This is a genomic window from Bacteroidota bacterium (assembly GCA_040388375.1).
Lineage (GTDB): Bacteria > Bacteroidota > Bacteroidia > UKL13-3 > UKL13-3 > JAAFJM01.
In genome coordinates this window covers 252,022-268,410 of sequence record JAZKBU010000004.1, presented here as the reverse complement: position 1 = coordinate 268,410, position 16,389 = coordinate 252,022, and the positions used below count along the sequence as shown (strand labels likewise).

19 protein-coding genes are annotated in these 16,389 nt (G+C 37.3%); 7 read left to right on the top strand and 12 right to left on the bottom strand.

From position 1 onward, the window contains the following. Positions 1-5 precede the first annotated feature (5 nt). From V4538_06925 to V4538_06910, 4 genes are all read right to left on the bottom strand, one after another. Positions 6-713, bottom strand: coding sequence for a hypothetical protein (locus tag V4538_06925; GenBank protein MES2380755.1), 708 nt, complete (start codon positions 711-713; stop codon positions 6-8). Between the two features lie 138 nt (positions 714-851). After that, complete coding sequence (locus V4538_06920) at positions 852-1,328, bottom strand: hypothetical protein (GenBank protein MES2380754.1); 477 nt, start codon at positions 1,326-1,328, stop codon at positions 852-854. Between the two features lie 182 nt (positions 1,329-1,510). Beyond that, complete coding sequence (locus tag V4538_06915; protein ID MES2380753.1) at positions 1,511-2,005, bottom strand: response regulator; 495 nt, start codon at positions 2,003-2,005, stop codon at positions 1,511-1,513. Positions 2,006-2,179: 174 nt separating this feature from the next. Continuing rightward, positions 2,180-3,874, bottom strand: a complete 1,695-nt coding sequence (locus V4538_06910; protein MES2380752.1) for a YCF48-related protein — start codon at positions 3,872-3,874, stop codon at positions 2,180-2,182. A 243-nt stretch (positions 3,875-4,117) separates the two neighbouring features. On the opposite strand from V4538_06910, the gene V4538_06905 reads away from it, so the two are divergent. The 4 genes from V4538_06905 (at position 4,118) to V4538_06890 (ending at position 6,508) form a co-directional block, all read left to right on the top strand. After that, positions 4,118-4,480 carry a hypothetical protein gene (locus V4538_06905; protein ID MES2380751.1) on the top strand — a complete coding sequence of 121 codons (363 nt, stop codon included), beginning with the start codon at positions 4,118-4,120 and terminating at the stop codon, positions 4,478-4,480. A gap of 366 nt (positions 4,481-4,846) precedes the next feature. Continuing rightward, positions 4,847-5,041 (top strand): hypothetical protein, encoded by a 195-nt coding sequence (locus tag V4538_06900; GenBank protein ID MES2380750.1) that lies wholly within the window; start codon positions 4,847-4,849, stop codon positions 5,039-5,041. Between the two features lie 92 nt (positions 5,042-5,133). Continuing rightward, positions 5,134-6,246, top strand: coding sequence for an AI-2E family transporter (locus V4538_06895; protein MES2380749.1), 1,113 nt, complete (start codon positions 5,134-5,136; stop codon positions 6,244-6,246). A 43-nt stretch (positions 6,247-6,289) separates the two neighbouring features. Beyond that, positions 6,290-6,508: a DUF3606 domain-containing protein gene (locus tag V4538_06890; protein MES2380748.1), complete on the top strand. Its 219-nt coding sequence runs from the start codon at positions 6,290-6,292 to the stop codon at positions 6,506-6,508. Positions 6,509-6,520: 12 nt separating this feature from the next. Here V4538_06890 and V4538_06885 read toward each other — a convergent pair whose 3' ends face one another. Beyond that, a complete protein-coding gene (locus V4538_06885) occupies positions 6,521-6,880 on the bottom strand; it encodes a hypothetical protein (GenBank protein ID MES2380747.1) in 360 nt (119 codons plus the stop codon). Positions 6,881-7,271: 391 nt separating this feature from the next. Between V4538_06885 and V4538_06880 the strand changes: the two genes are divergently transcribed. Next, positions 7,272-7,868 (top strand): DUF4142 domain-containing protein, encoded by a 597-nt coding sequence (locus V4538_06880; GenBank protein MES2380746.1) that lies wholly within the window; start codon positions 7,272-7,274, stop codon positions 7,866-7,868. Between the two features lie 82 nt (positions 7,869-7,950). Further along, entirely contained in the window at positions 7,951-9,159 is a 1,209-nt protein-coding gene (locus V4538_06875) for an FAD-dependent oxidoreductase (protein ID MES2380745.1), read from the top strand. 67 nt (positions 9,160-9,226) lie between these two features. On the opposite strand, the gene V4538_06870 is transcribed toward V4538_06875, so the two are convergent. From V4538_06870 to V4538_06840, 7 genes are all read right to left on the bottom strand, one after another. Then, positions 9,227-9,583, bottom strand: coding sequence for a hypothetical protein (locus tag V4538_06870; GenBank protein ID MES2380744.1), 357 nt, complete (start codon positions 9,581-9,583; stop codon positions 9,227-9,229). A gap of 282 nt (positions 9,584-9,865) precedes the next feature. Then, positions 9,866-10,216, bottom strand: a complete 351-nt coding sequence (locus V4538_06865; protein ID MES2380743.1) for a hypothetical protein — start codon at positions 10,214-10,216, stop codon at positions 9,866-9,868. A gap of 10 nt (positions 10,217-10,226) precedes the next feature. Further along, complete coding sequence (locus V4538_06860) at positions 10,227-10,502, bottom strand: DUF3764 family protein (GenBank protein ID MES2380742.1); 276 nt, start codon at positions 10,500-10,502, stop codon at positions 10,227-10,229. 88 nt (positions 10,503-10,590) lie between these two features. Continuing rightward, complete coding sequence (locus V4538_06855; protein ID MES2380741.1) at positions 10,591-11,181, bottom strand: Crp/Fnr family transcriptional regulator; 591 nt, start codon at positions 11,179-11,181, stop codon at positions 10,591-10,593. Between the two features lie 88 nt (positions 11,182-11,269). Beyond that, positions 11,270-12,790: a T9SS type A sorting domain-containing protein gene (locus V4538_06850; protein MES2380740.1), complete on the bottom strand. Its 1,521-nt coding sequence runs from the start codon at positions 12,788-12,790 to the stop codon at positions 11,270-11,272. 280 nt (positions 12,791-13,070) lie between these two features. Continuing rightward, positions 13,071-13,766, bottom strand: a complete 696-nt coding sequence (gene tsaB, locus V4538_06845; protein MES2380739.1) for a tRNA (adenosine(37)-N6)-threonylcarbamoyltransferase complex dimerization subunit type 1 TsaB — start codon at positions 13,764-13,766, stop codon at positions 13,071-13,073. Positions 13,767-13,769: 3 nt separating this feature from the next. Beyond that, the gene (locus tag V4538_06840; GenBank protein ID MES2380738.1) at positions 13,770-15,827 is read right to left on the bottom strand and encodes a thiamine pyrophosphate-dependent enzyme; all 2,058 of its coding nucleotides are present in this window, start codon (positions 15,825-15,827) and stop codon (positions 13,770-13,772) included. 180 nt (positions 15,828-16,007) lie between these two features. Between V4538_06840 and V4538_06835 the strand changes: the two genes are divergently transcribed. After that, entirely contained in the window at positions 16,008-16,310 is a 303-nt protein-coding gene (locus tag V4538_06835; GenBank protein ID MES2380737.1) for a DUF1801 domain-containing protein, read from the top strand. Positions 16,311-16,389: the final 79 nt, after the last annotated feature.

Sequence of the window (16,389 nt, the reverse complement as noted above, 5' to 3'; positions counted from 1 at the left end):
ATGCTTTATTTTAATAAAATACCAATTCCAATATTAATGTTCATTGTGCTATAACTCTGATCGATATCAGCAGTAGATGAGGATCCAAAAGAAGTAGTAGTTTTTACATCATTAAATGTAGGATTAGCTCCGATAAAATCGGCTCCGGCTAATAAACATAACGAGCCTCCGACTTTATAGCGAAACATAAAACCTAAATCGAAGGTAGGTGCTGCTGCTGTTTTCTCTTCGCGTGTGGCTGTTGCACCGGCAATACCGGATACAGCAGTTGCCCTTATTTGAGGCATAGTAGAATTTAGTACGCCACCTAATAAGCGTACATCAAATGATAAATTTTCGCTGGCCGGAAATGTGGCAAAGCCACCAACCATTAATCCACCAATTCTCCATCGGTCTGCACCAATAGTCCAAGTGGCACCCGGATAATTTTCATTGAAATCTGCTGCGATTGCATCTTCATCAACTACATTACTTGTACCAGTAAGCATTGCTGTAAGGCCTAGATTGTTACCAAGCCTGTATGCAAAAGTTATATTTAAATTACCTCCTGCCATTGCATAGCCGGCATCATCGTTTCCTGTACTGGTGCTTGAGAAATCTGAAAAAGGAATAGATGGACCAAATCCAAGAGTTAAATATCCGCGTTTGTCATCCTGCGCATTTGCCTGAATACATATAGCTGCAAGGAATAAGTATGTTAGTACTGTTTTCATAAATATTGTTTTAATAATGTAAACATCAATAGAAAAACAGTGCCAAATAAAAAACCTACTGTATCAGGCACTATAGCATTTTAGTGTGGAATAAATAAAGTAGTTATGAGAACTTTATTCTACAATTATTAAAAACAATTATTCGGGTTTATAATCATCACCTTTCATAAAGCCAATCGTTTTGCGCATTTTTTCTTTGTTAACTGCTTCCCATGCTTTATCAACGTTACTTTTAATACTTTTAAAATCTCCACGCAAAGCTTTTAATGCATACTTTTCTCGCTCAATTTCCTTATGCGTTTGCATACCGAGTTTTTTTAATAAAGGGAGCGAAGGACACCATTTTGAAATAAGGTGTTGTGCAATAAAAGCAGTAATGGCTACCGATAAAACGGACCATCTTCTTTTTTTAAAAGTGCCAAACAAAACACCTGCAAGAGCTAATACTGATATATTAAAACGAATTGTTTTTTCCATATCCCATTTGTTATCAAGTTCACGAACCCGCCTGTCAATAGCACCCTCACCTTGGTCTATATATTTTTGGATATTTTCTTTTGTGGTCTCATCAATACTCATTTTGTCTGATGAGAAGTCGTCATTTCCTGCTTTCATACTATTAAGTTTTCAGCAGAAAGTAATTCAAGAATTATACCACCCAATTAGTAAACAGGTTGCAGAAATAAAGTGGCTCCGATTTAGTGTAAGATGTTATTAAAGGGTATTGCACAGCAATGTATTGATATGCTGCTTGAGCTATCAATAACTCTCCGTCCTTTAACTACCTACTGAAAGAATTAAGCTGTTACAAGAAGATGGGAAGGAAATTGTCCTTTTAAAGCTATGCCTATAAATTCCTGCCTGTTAAGCCTGTGTCCAACAAATGATTGCCAGTCTACATTTAGTACGGAGTGTACCAATGTTTTAAGTTCTTTAAACGTATAAGGCTTAGAAAAGAAAAGATTTGCTCCACTGTTATAACACGCTTCTATATCATGCGGATCTTTTGAAGTAGATAATACTACTATAGGAAGCCTGTCGAATTTAGTATTGGAACGGATTTCAAGTAAACATTCAATTCCGTTTTTATTAGGCATATTTAAATCCATTAAAACAAGACTCGGAAGTGGTGAATTTTCAAGTACCTTGATTAGTTGGCATCCATCTGAAACCATTTGGGTGGCTGGGGGATTTTCAAAGTCTTCCAGAGCTTCTTTTAACAGAATCTGGTCGTCATGATCATCATCTGCAATTATTAATTTCTTAATAATATTTTTTTGAACAGGGCTCATCTTAAATTTATAGAGGTAATTTATATTTCACTCAATAATAGCGAAATATAATTAAAAACCAAGCCTGTACAAACATTTTGTTTATATAAGCAGTGGTTTTATTTATACGAAATGCAAAGAGGGCGTAACAGTTTTACCTGTTACGCCCTCCTAAATTATTGAATTTGGTATACCTTAAAAGGTAACTACTTTCATTGTTTGGCTGCTATCACCACTTTTAATGTTTACAAAATAAACACCTGATGAAAATGCTTCCAAAGAAATTTTATTAGCATATTTACCCGCTTGGGCTATGTATTCAGAATAAACTACATCACCAATAATATTGGTAATGGTAATTACAGTTTCTTGTTTTTGTTTAACTGAAAAGTCAAGGGCAAATACTTTGTTATTAGGATTAGGATAGATAACCAAATCCACTAGGTTTCCTGAAAGTGTTTCTACTCCTGTAGAAAGGCTTACTTTTATTGAATCTGACGTAACGCAACCATTGGCGTTTTCTACGTCAACTCTATAAGTACCGGCAACACCAACTGTATTTGTTCTTGAAACAACTCCAGTAGCAACACCATCTCTGAACCATTTATAGGTTGAACCCACATTACCTGCATTCAAGGTAATAGTACAGGTAGAGCAAATAGTTGTATCATTACCTAAATTAACTACTGGTGCTGCTCCTACATTTACAACTTGTGTTAAACTGCTTTGGCAAGTTCCGTTATCTGCAATCAATCTGATAGAATAGTTTCCTACTGTGTCAAACTGATAGCTATAATCTGTATTTAAACTAACAGTATCTCCATCTTGTAACCATATATAGCTGGTAGCATTTTTACTTTGATTGGTAAAGTTTGCAGAGCTATGAATACAGATACTGTCGTTAGGCGAAGCATCAAACATTACGGTAGGGCAAGTTCTGATAACTGTTCCGGCAACACCGGCTGCATAACCTCTGTACTGATCTGTAAAAGCAATATCTTTTAACTCGTTGGTAGTTCCGCTTACGGCAGTTGTCCATGTGGTTCCTCCATTTATAGTTCTTAAAAGAGTACCTGCTGCACCTGCTATATAACCGCTGTCTTTACTTACAAAATAAGCTGCATTTAAGTTATTTAATCCTCCTCCTGTTTGAGTGGTCCAATTAGCACCATAGTTAGTTGTTTTAAGAATGGTTCCAATGTTTCCAACTACATAAGCAGTTGAATCGTTTATAAAAAACACATCATTTAATTGTGAGCTGGCTCCGGTTGAAACAGGAGTCCATACGGTTCCTGAGTTGTAGGTAATAAGTAAAGTGGCTGTAAGAACGCCTCCTCCTGCTACTACTGCGCTGGTGCTGTTCATCATAAACACACTGTACAAATTGTTGGTTGTATTTGAAGTAAGTGGGGTAATACTTGTTCCTGAAACACGTAAAATTACTCCGCCATCACCAACTATAAAGCCTTCTCCGTTTTTTATAGAGATATCATTTAATTGAGCAGTGGTTCCGCTTGGAATCATTGACCAGCTTGACCCGCCATTAATGGTCATCAATACAAGACCGCTATCACCTACAATATAACCTGTATCAATAATATTGTTAGAGAAGCTAACAGCCGAAAGGTTATTTACTGTTCCTGAGTTTTGTAAAACCCAAGTGTTTCCACTGTTGGTTGTTTTAATAATTCTTCCACCTGAAGCAACGGCAAATCCGGTATTAACCGATTTAGAAAAAGTAAGCCCGTTGATATCATCGGTAATTAAAGAACTTTGAGTTCCCCATGTTTGAGCGTTTAAAGAAAATGTTACACTAATTGCAATGATAAGAAGAGAAATATTTTTCACATGCTGCACTGCCTGTTTTGTTTTAAGTACGATTGTTTTCATAATTGATTATTTTTAATTTGTACTTCTACTCTTTCAAAATCGTACCCTCATTTATACAAACGGTGAAGAATACCGCCATTGCTACTTATTCAACAATTATTAAAGATAAATGGGTAAATAGGATATGTGGTGATTTTTTACTCATGTGGGAATTCTTTGCCACACTTTTTGTTTGGGAGCCCAAGCAAAACGAATAAAAAGGGCGTTGGCATGGTTTTGTAATATGTTATGGAAAAAACTAACATGGAAAACACAGAAAAAACTGAGATGAAAACCCTCTCTTCATGCATGAATAAGCTAAAAGGAGACGGTTTTAAAGAAGAGTATACTGTTAAAGGCAATTTATTAGAATCTGCTGACTCAGGACAGCGCTATACTTCGGACGATGTTAAAATTGTAAACTTTTATCGCTTTGAAGGCGATAGCGATCCAAGCGATAATGCTATATTATATGCGCTCCAAACGGAGGATGGCCAAAAAGGTTTACTAATCAATGCTTATGGTATGTATTCAGATGGCGATACCGGTAAGTTTATTGTAAACGTTAAAGAAATCAATAAAAAAATGGACCAAGACGGCCCTGATTCAAAACATATAGATACCTGATAACCGTAGGTACAGGTTTACACCTTGTATCATTAGCACTTCAGGCCACTCACAAAAGCAGACAATATAATATTATGTGCTTTTTGTGCTTTATACGGGCTCTGAATAGTTGTTTGAATACTTACAGGCTAATGCAGTGTAAACAATATAAATGGCTTTAATAAAATATATGGAAAAAATTTCCCGAATGAAATTACAAATGCGGGATAAAATGCCACATAAAATAGTTACTGTATATTGATTAATAATACTTAGAAAAGGTATAAAAGCCCATTAATAAAGGGAACTGGAGGATAGTAAGTTGTTCTTTTAAAAAATGGCATGCTTTTGCTTTAAGTTTAAACACAACCTTTAATAAAAAGAATTATGCAAACGCAAAAACCAAATCAAAAAGACGACCAACGTAAACAAAACGACAGAGATGTTTCAGGTCAATCTAAAAACTTGAATACTAAAAATGAGTCAGGTTTGAAAAAAGATGCAGAAGTTGATTCTAAAGTTGACAAAAACGCTTCAACTAAAAATCCTTCAAAATCTTCACCTACACACAGAGACAGATAATCTATCTACTCTATTTTGTTGTAATAAAAATCCGCCTCTGCAGCGGATTTTTATTTTACCTCCTACTCTACAATATAAATTACCTTAAACCTATGGAAGCGCCTAAACCAAAACTATTCAATATATCCTGTATTCTTGTTGCAGTTACCCTTTTTACATTTATCATGTACATCGGTCAGGATATTATTATTCCGTTAATATTTGCTGCATTTTTTGCTATCTCGCTAAGCCCTATTGTTGTATTTTTTGAAGACAGGAAAGTACCTCGTGTTTTAGCTCTGACCATTACCATGTTGCTTGCAGTTATAGTAATTGCAGGTTTGGTATATTCTATATCGCTGCAGCTCGCTTCCTTTTCAGAGTCGCTACCCGAGCTTGAAAAAAAAATTGAAGCATTGCTCGCTAAAAGTGTTCAGTGGTTTTCACAAACTTTTCATATTAAAACCGGAAACATTCAGCATTGGCTTACTGATTTAAAAAATGATTTTATGGAGGATAGCAAAACTTATATCGGCACTACTTTAACTACTTTAACAGGTGTGCTTGCACTTCTCATATTACTTCCTATTTATACCGTTATGATGCTGTATTATGAACCTTTGTTTGTTGCTTTTATTCAAAAAGTAGTTCCGGAGCAAAAACAAGCCATGACCAAAGATATTATTATAGAATCAAAAACAGTGATGCAAAATTATCTTACAGGTTTAATGATAGAAGCATTGATTGTTGCCGTGATGAATGCTGTAGGGCTTTTATTATTGGGAATAGATTACGCTATACTGTGGGCCATTATTGGCGCGCTCTTAAATATTATTCCTTACATCGGAATTATTATAGCCATGGTTTTCCCGGTTGCCATTGCGCTTGTAACCAAAGAACCTTCTTATGCGCTTTTTGTACTGCTGTTGTATGCCTGTATTCAATTTATTGATAACAATATTATTATTCCAAAAGTGGTAGCATCACGCGTTAAAATTAATGCCCTGGTATCTGTTATTATTGTAATAGTGGGTGGAAGTATCTGGGGCATATCAGGCATGTTCTTATCCATTCCACTGGTAGCTGTAATAAAAATTATTTTTGACAGAATTCCTTACTTAAAACCTTACGGTTATTTAATAGGAGATATTATGCCACACAAAGCAACCTTTTTTAAACGACACAAAAACAACAAGGTTGCAAAAGTAACTGAGTTACAAAAATAACGCTTCGGAACAGAATTTGCTTTTTATACAAAAAACCTTTCAAATGAAACCCACTTATTACATTAACCCGCTTGAAGCAAACGATGTTCAATACTGGACCAGGAAATGGGATATAACCCCAAGAGAATTAAACAACGCCATTCTGGAAACGGGCACTAATAATATAACCGTACTCAAAGAAAACCTGAAGAGTAAAGGTTTATACCTTTTCCCGATGGGGAAAACAATACACGATTTAATGCTTAAAATAAAGTTGAGGTAATTATTCCCCAACTTATTTATTAATCACCACCATATCCGCAATGGAGTAGGCTTCGTTCGAAACAATCAAATCAAAATGTTTGATATAACCCATAAACTGTTTCCACTCCATTTCAAGCTTAAATTTTTTCACGGGTAATTTATTATCCGGGTAACCATCTTTCTCACGAGCCGATTTATCCAACGCATACAGCGTAGCTATAATGCCTGATTCGCTGGCCATTATTTTCAAAGCAACCGGATCAAACCTGTCGGGGTTATAGTCTGTAATATTTGCTGCCAATACATTAAAATCTTCCTGCTTGTGAAAGTCTAATGCTGCATAACCGGTAAGCCCGTGTTCGCGTTTTTCAAATGGTTGTTCTGGTATCATATTATTAAGTATTAAAGTTTTTGATATAAAGTTTCTTGAATCGTGTTTAGCAAAGGCTTTACCGTTCTTTGCTTTGGATATATAAGTAACAAGGTGTAAAAACTGTACCAACAATAAACACTGTGGAATTATAAAAAAGTGTGGAATCAGCTTAAAAAAATGAGGATATTTTTACCCGTTTTTTTACCCATAAAACAGGTGTATTACAATGCTGAAATGTTTTTGAAAAAAAATGAAATGCTAATGTTAACAGGCATTTCCAATCTATTTCAATTGTTTTTATACTATTAAATTATTTTCATTTAAATCGTATTGGCACAGTTTTTTGAAATGATGAAGTACTTTCATTTAGTATATGGAAGTTTTATACACACTCTAAACAAACAATACTATGAGCAACCATGTAACAATGAACCGCACCATTAAAATAATAGCCCTTGGCTGGATTCTTCTTTTAGCCCTGTTATTAGTTCTTACTTCATGTGGAGATAGTCCGCAAACAAAAGATACAAAAGAGGTAGCCGAAGACCATAACGATGCAAAATTTGCAAGCAACGATGCAGAAAACGATGCGCAATATTTAGTTGATGCATACAGTATAGGTATATACGAACTGGAAGCATCGCAACATGCAAAACAAAAAGCAGTAAGCAATAATGTAAAAACCCTTGCTTCTGAAATGGTTGAAGCACATGCTAAAATGAATGTGTCATTAAAATCATTGGCCGACAAAAAACAAGTTTCAGTACCTGTAAAATTAACTGACGACCAAATGAAGGAAATTAAAGACTGCAGCGATAAAAAAGGAGCAGAATATGATAAAGCCTATATTGAAAAAATAGTAAGCGATCATGAGAAAGCAATTAAATTATCAGAGGCAGCAGCTGAGAAAGCACACGATCCGGAAATTAGAAATCTTTTCAGCAGCTCTTTGCCGGCATTAAGACATCACTTGGAAATGGCAATGGCAATAAAAGATAAAATGTAAATAATAAAAATCTTTCTTTCATAGGAAAAAGCATTAAGTCGGGTGTCTGTAAAGATGCCTGGCTTTTTGCATTTAATAAAGCATGATGAATTTAAAAAGTGGCTATCCCTATTGGCTTATTAAAAACGGATTACCTTATAATTATCCAAAGCTTGCACAAAACATACAAGCAGATGTGGTTATAATAGGAGGAGGAATTACAGGCGCTTTATGTGCGCATGAACTCATCAATGCCGGAATAAACTGCATAGTAGTTGATGGACGAACTATAGGGCTGGGAAGCACTTGTGCCAGCACATCATTACTACAGTACGAATTGGATAAACCATTACATGAACTGAGTGCTTTAATTGGAAAACGAAGTGCAGAGCGCGCTTATATTTTATGTGGAAACGCCATTGACCGATTAAACGAAATAAGTACCACTGTTAATTACAAGGATTTTGAATTGAAAAAAAGCCTGTACTATGCCGCTTTTAAAAAAGATACTGCGCTATTGCAGCAGGAATATAAAGCCAGAAAAAGTGCGGGTTTTACGCTTGATTTATTAAACGAAAAAGATATTAAAGAGGGTTACGGATTTAAAGCACCCCTTGCACTGCTTTCTCATAAAGGTGCCTGTGTAAATGCATACTTACTTGCACATAATATTCATCAATACAATATAAATAAAGGGTGTGGGGTGTACGATAGAACAACTGTTTCTGAAATAACCTATCTGCCCCGCAGTGTAAAATTACTGACTACTGATGGTTTTACCATCAGCGCAAAAAAGGTAATTAATGCCAGCGGTTACGAAATTGAACATTTTATACAGAAAAAAATTGTTACGCTACATGCTACCTATGCACTAGCCTCTGAAAATATTGGCGGTGCTGATGCATTTTGGAAAGAGAATGCCATGATATGGAATACTGCAGATCCGTACTTGTATATGCGCACAACAAGTGACAGAAGAATTATGGTTGGAGGAAGAGATGAACCTTTTTACAACCCTGCCAGACGGGACAAATTATTGAAACAAAAAACCAAACAACTTACCAAAGACTTTCAACAATTATTTCCTCACCAGCCAATGATTCCCGAATTTAGCTGGACAGGAACATTTGGTATTACAAAAGATGCATTGCCTTTTATTGGGGTATACAAAAAATATCCTCATACCTACTTTGCACTGGGGTTTGGGGGCAACGGAATTACATTTAGTACCATTGCTGCACAACTTATTTGCGAGCAGATAAAAGGAACCAGGAACAGGGATTTGGCACTTTTCAAATTCGATCGTGTTTAAATACGTAACATAAAAAAAGCAGCCGTTAAGCTGCTTTTTTATTACTCAAATCAATCCTTTTATTTGATTAAGGATTGATTTGGTCATCATCTTGTCTGTCAATATCACTGTCTTCTCTACGCGAAGTATTGGTAGGAGTGTTAGTATTTCTTGATTCAGGACGTTGATTAATCTGGTCATCGTTTGAATCTTCCCTATCATCTTCATGATTGATAGATGAATCTTTTTTACTGGCATATATTTCGTGTTTTCTCTCAGGAGAAGTAGGATCAGGATTTTTCCATGGCTCTTCTTTTTTAGGAGTTTTGGTTGGTTCCTCGTTACGATTATTTGTGCCGGTTGTTACAGTAGGATTCGTTCTTTTGGTATCCTCATTGCGATTCGTGCTTTGCGGATTAATGTTTTTGTTGTCTTCGGTTTTCATGATTTTTATATTTTAAACGTTGAATGATAAATGATATACTGTATAGTTACAAAATCATGCCATTACAATTTTCTCTTTGTTTTCAAGGGTTTCCAGAAAATAACATACAAATGCTCGTGAAAAAAAAGCCTCATTATGAGGAATAAATTGCAAATCATTTATTAGCTAATATTTTAGTACGTTTTGCATTGGGAAATAAAAGAAAAGCGAAGTCAAGACTATTAAAACCCTAAAAACTTTTCTTATACAGTTTTTAGGGTTTTTGCTTTAATTGTCTACTAATTATTCAGCTTTATCAAATAGTTTAACATCAAGCTTAGATAAGTCGCCTGACTTTTGCCTTGTTTGCAATACTTTTAAGAAGTTATGGGCTGCTTCTGCATTTTCTGCCTCTTCTACTACTACCAATTGGTTTTCATTGGTTACAGAACGGCAAATACATAATACTTTTATGCCTGCTTTTTCACGAACAGGTGCGCCTGCATCAAATGCTTTTTTCCAATCGGTATAGTTGTTTACTTCCAACGTAACCATCATTACAACTTTACTGTTGTTAAAACCTGAAAATGCTTGTGCTGTTGCCATTGCTATCAATAATATTACTATGCTTAATACTTTTTTTGTATGTTTCATAACAACGGGCTTAAAACATTTGAGTTAATACTTTTATTTCAGGAGCTGAAATAACACCACTTTTTGCCATTACTTCTTTCATAGCTGCCGAAGAGAACAAGGCCTTTGCCACATCGGGGTTTGGTACTTCTGAAATAATAGTAACTGAATTCTCGTCATCTACTGCCTGGTAAATGCCTTTGATAATAATTCCTGCTTGCGCGCGCATTGCTTCGCCTGCTTCAAAACCTTGTTTCCATTTAGCAAAGTTTTCTACTTGTTGCGTGTTAATAATTGTTGTTGCCATAGTTTGTTTTTTATTGGTTTAAAAAATAATGATGGCACAAACCTACTGGCAGCAATAGCCTCGGAACGTTGACTATTGTCAAGAAATTTTAAAGGTTGAATATTTTTTTGCGAATGCGGCTCAACGTTTCGGGGCTTATGCCCAAATAAGAAGCAATATAATGTTGGGGTACACGTTGAAATAAGCCCGGCTTCTCCTTCAGTAAAGTTAAATATCTTGTTTCACCTGTTTGGGTATTTAAATCGGCCATTTGCTGTTGCATTTTTGCAGCCCATTTCTGGTAGCCTGTTAAATGTGCTTGTGTCCACCAAGGAAACCTGATAAAAGCCTCTTCCCAATTCGCTGCACTAATGGTAAGCAATTCACATTCTTCTATGGCTTGGAAAATAAACGCGGAAGCTACTTTGCTTCGCATGGCGGGCAAGTCGCCAATCCAGTGTCTTTCTTCTGCAAAATACACAATGGACTCTTCGCCTTTTTCATTTACAATATACTGGCGCAGGCAGCCCTTTAACACAAAAATGGAAAACTTAGGAACTTCGCCTTCCTGCAAAATGTACTCATTTCGTTTAAACTTTTTAAACTCCCATAAGCTAAGAAACTCTTCATACTGCCCTTCCGGAACAACCACTCTTTTTTGCAGCTCTTCTAAAAACAAAGTGGTATCAATTTCTTTCATGTTTTTATTTACTGATTGCATCATACAATAATAGAAAAAAGACTGATAACAGAAGTTACCAGTCTTTTTTATTTAAAGCTAATGCTTTTTATTCTACTATCAGTTTTTTGAAAACAACCTGGCCATCTGAAGTTTGAATCCTAATAATATACGTTCCTTTGCTTACAGATTCAGTATTCCATTTTACGCTGTGCTTGGCATCTTTGGTTTTAAGATTTTCAAAGGTTTTCATGGTTTTGCCACTCATATCGTTAATGGTAACGCTGAATGCTACCTCACTTTTTGCAGAAAAGTCAATCATTACTGATCCTTTGGTAGGATTAGGATACATTTTAACCATATTAGTAATATCTGTTTTTGTATCTAATACACCTGTTGGAGCAACTGGCGATCTCGGTCCTTTAACAGCTCTAGGAAATGCACATTTCTTTTCAGATTTTGCAGTAATCCCATCTGCACATACAGCAGTAACACTCCACGAGAAACAAGAAGGGTCTCCTATTACACCGAGTGCAGCAAGGGCAGCAACATTGACTACAAAGGAATTACCGGTTACACTAACTGTGAATAAAATACCAGGACTTCCATTACCATCATTACAACAAGCGGGGTCATTGATAATTAATTGTATGGTATAGGAAACAGCTCCGGAAACAGGCGCCCAAGAAAGCACATTTGTTGATCCATCGTATACGAGGTTAGTGGGGGGTGTTAATTCTGAACAGCCTTCCGTTACAGAACTTTCACATAATTGGTAGCAAGCGCTTTGCGCTACACAAGCTGTACCGCAGTCATTTGTTAACGTGTGTTTAATTAGCCAACATGGGCCACCTGTGTAATAGCAAGAAGGATCTGTTGAGTTACCTAAGTATGTATAAGAACCAACATTACCTGTAGGACTGCTGTATATCTTCCATTCGTGGGTTCCACCCGAACTATTGGCCGTAACAGACAGACCTGAACTTGTAGCGGTGTTTATACAGAAAGAAGCATCAGGACCTGATATAATAGTAAGATTGCCATCAACCTCCATTCCTGTTTGGGAATAAGGCTCTACAATATTACCATAGTTATAAACGGCAAAAACAATCTCATTGATACCCGGCTGAATATCGTTGGGATTAATAGAGAGACTAACATTTGTAGAAAAGGCATTGAAACCGTATGCAACAACATAAGGATGACCATTCACGCTAATCTGGTTAATCTGGTCATCTGCACCTATCAAATCAAAATTAAATGTGGCTTCCTTGGCCAAACAACCTTCCTGATAATCAAAAGTCATTTTGTAATAATAATAGCCCATTGGTGCGGTATAAAGATGGTTACCTATGCCGTCTATATAAGGAGTAATCCATTTTACACTCGAACTAAGTCCTGCTAAATATGCATATGGAATTACTGGACCAGTAGACACGCCAGTACCACATAATGCAGCTTGATAAGTGGAGGATCCGGGAACCAAGACTGTCCATGTATCATCGGCTGAACCGGTAGACATAATACCTCCTGAATTGACCCCCGTCCTAAGGTCGATTACTTGTGACGAACTACTCATTGGAGCAAACAGCATTGCTAAAAATGCTAAGCAAATAAAAAATTGTTTCATAGTTTTATTTTGATAATGGATAAGCCTACTCTATTAGCTTTTCGGCATACACTATACCTTTGCAGGCATAAATCCAAACTTAGGTGCAACACTTATAATTTTTGGAGAGAGTTTCCCAAAAGCTGTTCCCATGCTACAAAATAGTAGTATGGGTTGCCCGGATAATTTATAAAAGTGTATGCAATAGAACATTTCAGACAATGCTATGCTAAGCAGAGAGGAACCAAGCAATTATATGTTTAGACTACGTTCAATATGTCTGTATTTCCGAAGTAGTTACTTACACCAACTTCTTAGCCACCGTACCTACAAAGTCCTTTAAATAAAAAGGCTCAAAATAAGCTACGTCTTCAAATTGTTTTTGGGTAAAGGCCTGTTGGGCCAGGTTGCTTAAATAAGAGGCATTACACACCACAGAAACATCAAATAGAGCATTGGGTGTATGAGGGGTGTTAATAGTGCTTTCACATTTAGCTGCGCCATTGCCTGTAAAAACAATTTCGTTTTGTAGTAAGTCTGCTTTAAATGATTCTTGGTCTATTATTTTGGCTTGTGTAGGCATTACCTCTTGCAGCTTTGCATTGTATAAAGCACAATACACTTCCATTCTGCGTGCATCTATCATAGGGCAAACCAAGCCTGAAAAATGAGGATTTTTTAACCAATAACCATTGGCTAAACTCTGCAACGTATTAATGGCTATCAATGGAATTTGTAAGGCATAACAATAACCTTTAGCAGCCGAAATACCTACCCGTAAACCGGTATAGCTGCCGGGGCCTTTGCTTACGGCTATAGCCTCCAGTTGTTGTAAAGTAATGCCTGCTGCGTGCAAAGCTTTACCTACCAATATATGTAATTGAGCCGCATGGCTATTGCCCAAAGCATCCTCTGCCAACGCAATGGTTTCCCCATTGCGGGCAATGGCTACCGAGCAAATCTCCGTGGCGGTTTCAATACATAAAATAAAAGCCATGTATTAGTAATTTAGCAGTTCACCCAACTTAGCAGCTACCTTATCGGCATTAGGCAACATTTCTGCTTCCAAACCCATGTTTAAAGGCACTGCCGGTAAGTTTTTAGCACCAATGGTCATTACAGGAGCATCTAGCTTGGTAAAACAGTTTTGCATAATACGTGCAGCCAAACTTTCGGCAAACGAGTTAAGCAAAGGCTCTTCCGTTACCACCAAACATTTACCATGCTTGGCTACACTCGCCATAATGGTTTCTTCGTCTAATGGTTGTAACGAGCGTAAGTCAACTATTTCAACCCTGCCTGCAAACTGCTTGGCAGCGGTTAAGCTCCAGTATACGCCCATACCCCAGGTAATAATGGTACAGCTTTCGCCATTTTCTATGGCTTCATCGCTGGCTTGTAAAACTATATTGGCTTTGCCAAATGGCAATATATAATCTTCATCTGGCTCAATGCAACGGGCTAATTCAGTACCCGGGTTTTTACTCCAGTACAAACCTTTATGCTCCAACATAATACACGGATTGCCATCGTAGTAAGCCGCTTTCATTAAGCCTTTCATATCGGCTGCATTGCTTGGGTAAGCTATTTTTATACCTTTTAAGGTTAATAAAGTTGACTCTATACTGCCACTGTGGTAAGGACCTCCCCCACCATAAGCACCTATAGGAATACGTATAACACAACTTACGGGAAACTTACCCATGGTTAGGTAACTCGATTTGGTAATTTCACATACCAACTGATTCACACCGCTCCATACATAATCGGCAAACTGAATTTCAACAATAGGTTTAACACCTACTGCACTCATACCCACGGTTGAGCCTACAATATAGGCTTCCTGAATAGGCGTATTGAATACCCGGTTATCGCCATATTTTCCGGCTAAAGTAGCTGCTTCGCGAAATACGCCTCCTAACCTTGCTCCCACATCCTGTCCGTAAAATATAGCTTCCGGATGTTTGCGCATAATTTCATCAACGGCATGTAAAGCAGCATCAACCATTACACTGGGTTCTTTGCCTTCGGGTGTTCTGTTACCTACTTCCGTTGCGGCTTGCGAAGGCGCAAACACATGGTTTTCCAAACTGGCTAAAGTAGGCTCCGGTGCATTTACAGCATCGTTAAACTGGGTAGCTACATAAGCAGTAGCTTCTGTATTAATTTTTTCTATTTCCTGTGCATTGGCAATGCCATTGTCCAGCAAATACATTTTTAATTTATCAAACGGGTCAATGGCTGTGTGTTTAGCCATATCATCATCCGTTCTGTACCACTCTTTGCGCACCCCTGAAGTATGGTGACCTAACAAAGGTACTTTGGCATGTAACAAAATAGGCGCACGGTGAATACGTACATAAGCCAAACACTCTTTAATGGCCTGATACGAAGCCACAAAATCGCTTCCGTCAACCCTGCGTCTTTCCAATCCTTTAAAACCTGCGGCATACTCGTAAGCATCCATGGCACGCATTTCTTCGCCACTGGCACTAATGCCCCAGTCGTTGTCCTGCACAAAATAAACCATCGGTAACTTTTTCAAAACAGCCATTTGCAATGCTTCAGCTATTTCGCCTTCGGTTACCGAACCATCGCCTAAACTACAAACCACTACGGGTTTTTCGTTCGGGTTGTTTAACCCTTGACTTTCTTTATAAGCTACGCCATGTGCCATACCCGTTGCCGGAATAGCTTGCATACCTGTAGCGCTGCTTTGGTGCGGCATAACCGGGATACCTTCTCTGCGCAATGATGGATGCGCATAATAGGTACGTCCGCCAGAAAATGGATCATCGGCCTTGGCTAAAAGTTGTAACATGAGTTCGTAAGGTGTTAAACCCAAGCCCAATAACAAACTTTCATCGCGGTAATAAGGAGCCACAAAATCAAAAGCCTGTAGCTGAAAAGCCAATGCCAATTGCACTGCTTCGTGGCCTTTGCTGGTGGAGTGAACGTATTTGGTAATAGCACGGTTGGCATCATAAATATCAGCCATAGCCCTTGCCGTACACATTAATTGATACGCTTTTAAAAGTACACTGTTTTCTATACTCATAAGGGCTGCAAGTTTAGCTTTTATATGCTATTAAACCAATGTGTTTTTACAATTACGTAATATGGCTTTTATCATAAACGTACTTAAACTAACAGCATAAAAAGCATAAATTTTTTAGGAAACGTACACACTATTTATTTCCTTGCAATGGCTTACTCATAATAAATAACATACGCCCCTATGGAACAACCCGACCAACGCATAGATGCATACATAGCAAAGGCACAACCTTTTGCACAACCCATATTAAAACATTTACGAAAACTCATACACCAGGCCAATCCGGAGGTGCAGGAAACCATTAAATGGGGTATGCCCAGCTTTGATTACAAGGGCCCTTTTTGCAGCATGGCATCGTTTAAGCAACATGTTGCTTTTGGATTCTGGAAACCTTCTTTACTGAATGACCCTGAAGGTTATTTACAGGAACGCTCCAACCAGGGCGGTGAAGCCATGGGAAACCTGGGAAGAATAACGGATTAAAAGACCTTCCGCCAGATAAGGTAATTATTGATTTTATAAAACAGGCTAAAAAACTAAATGACGATGGTATAAAATTACC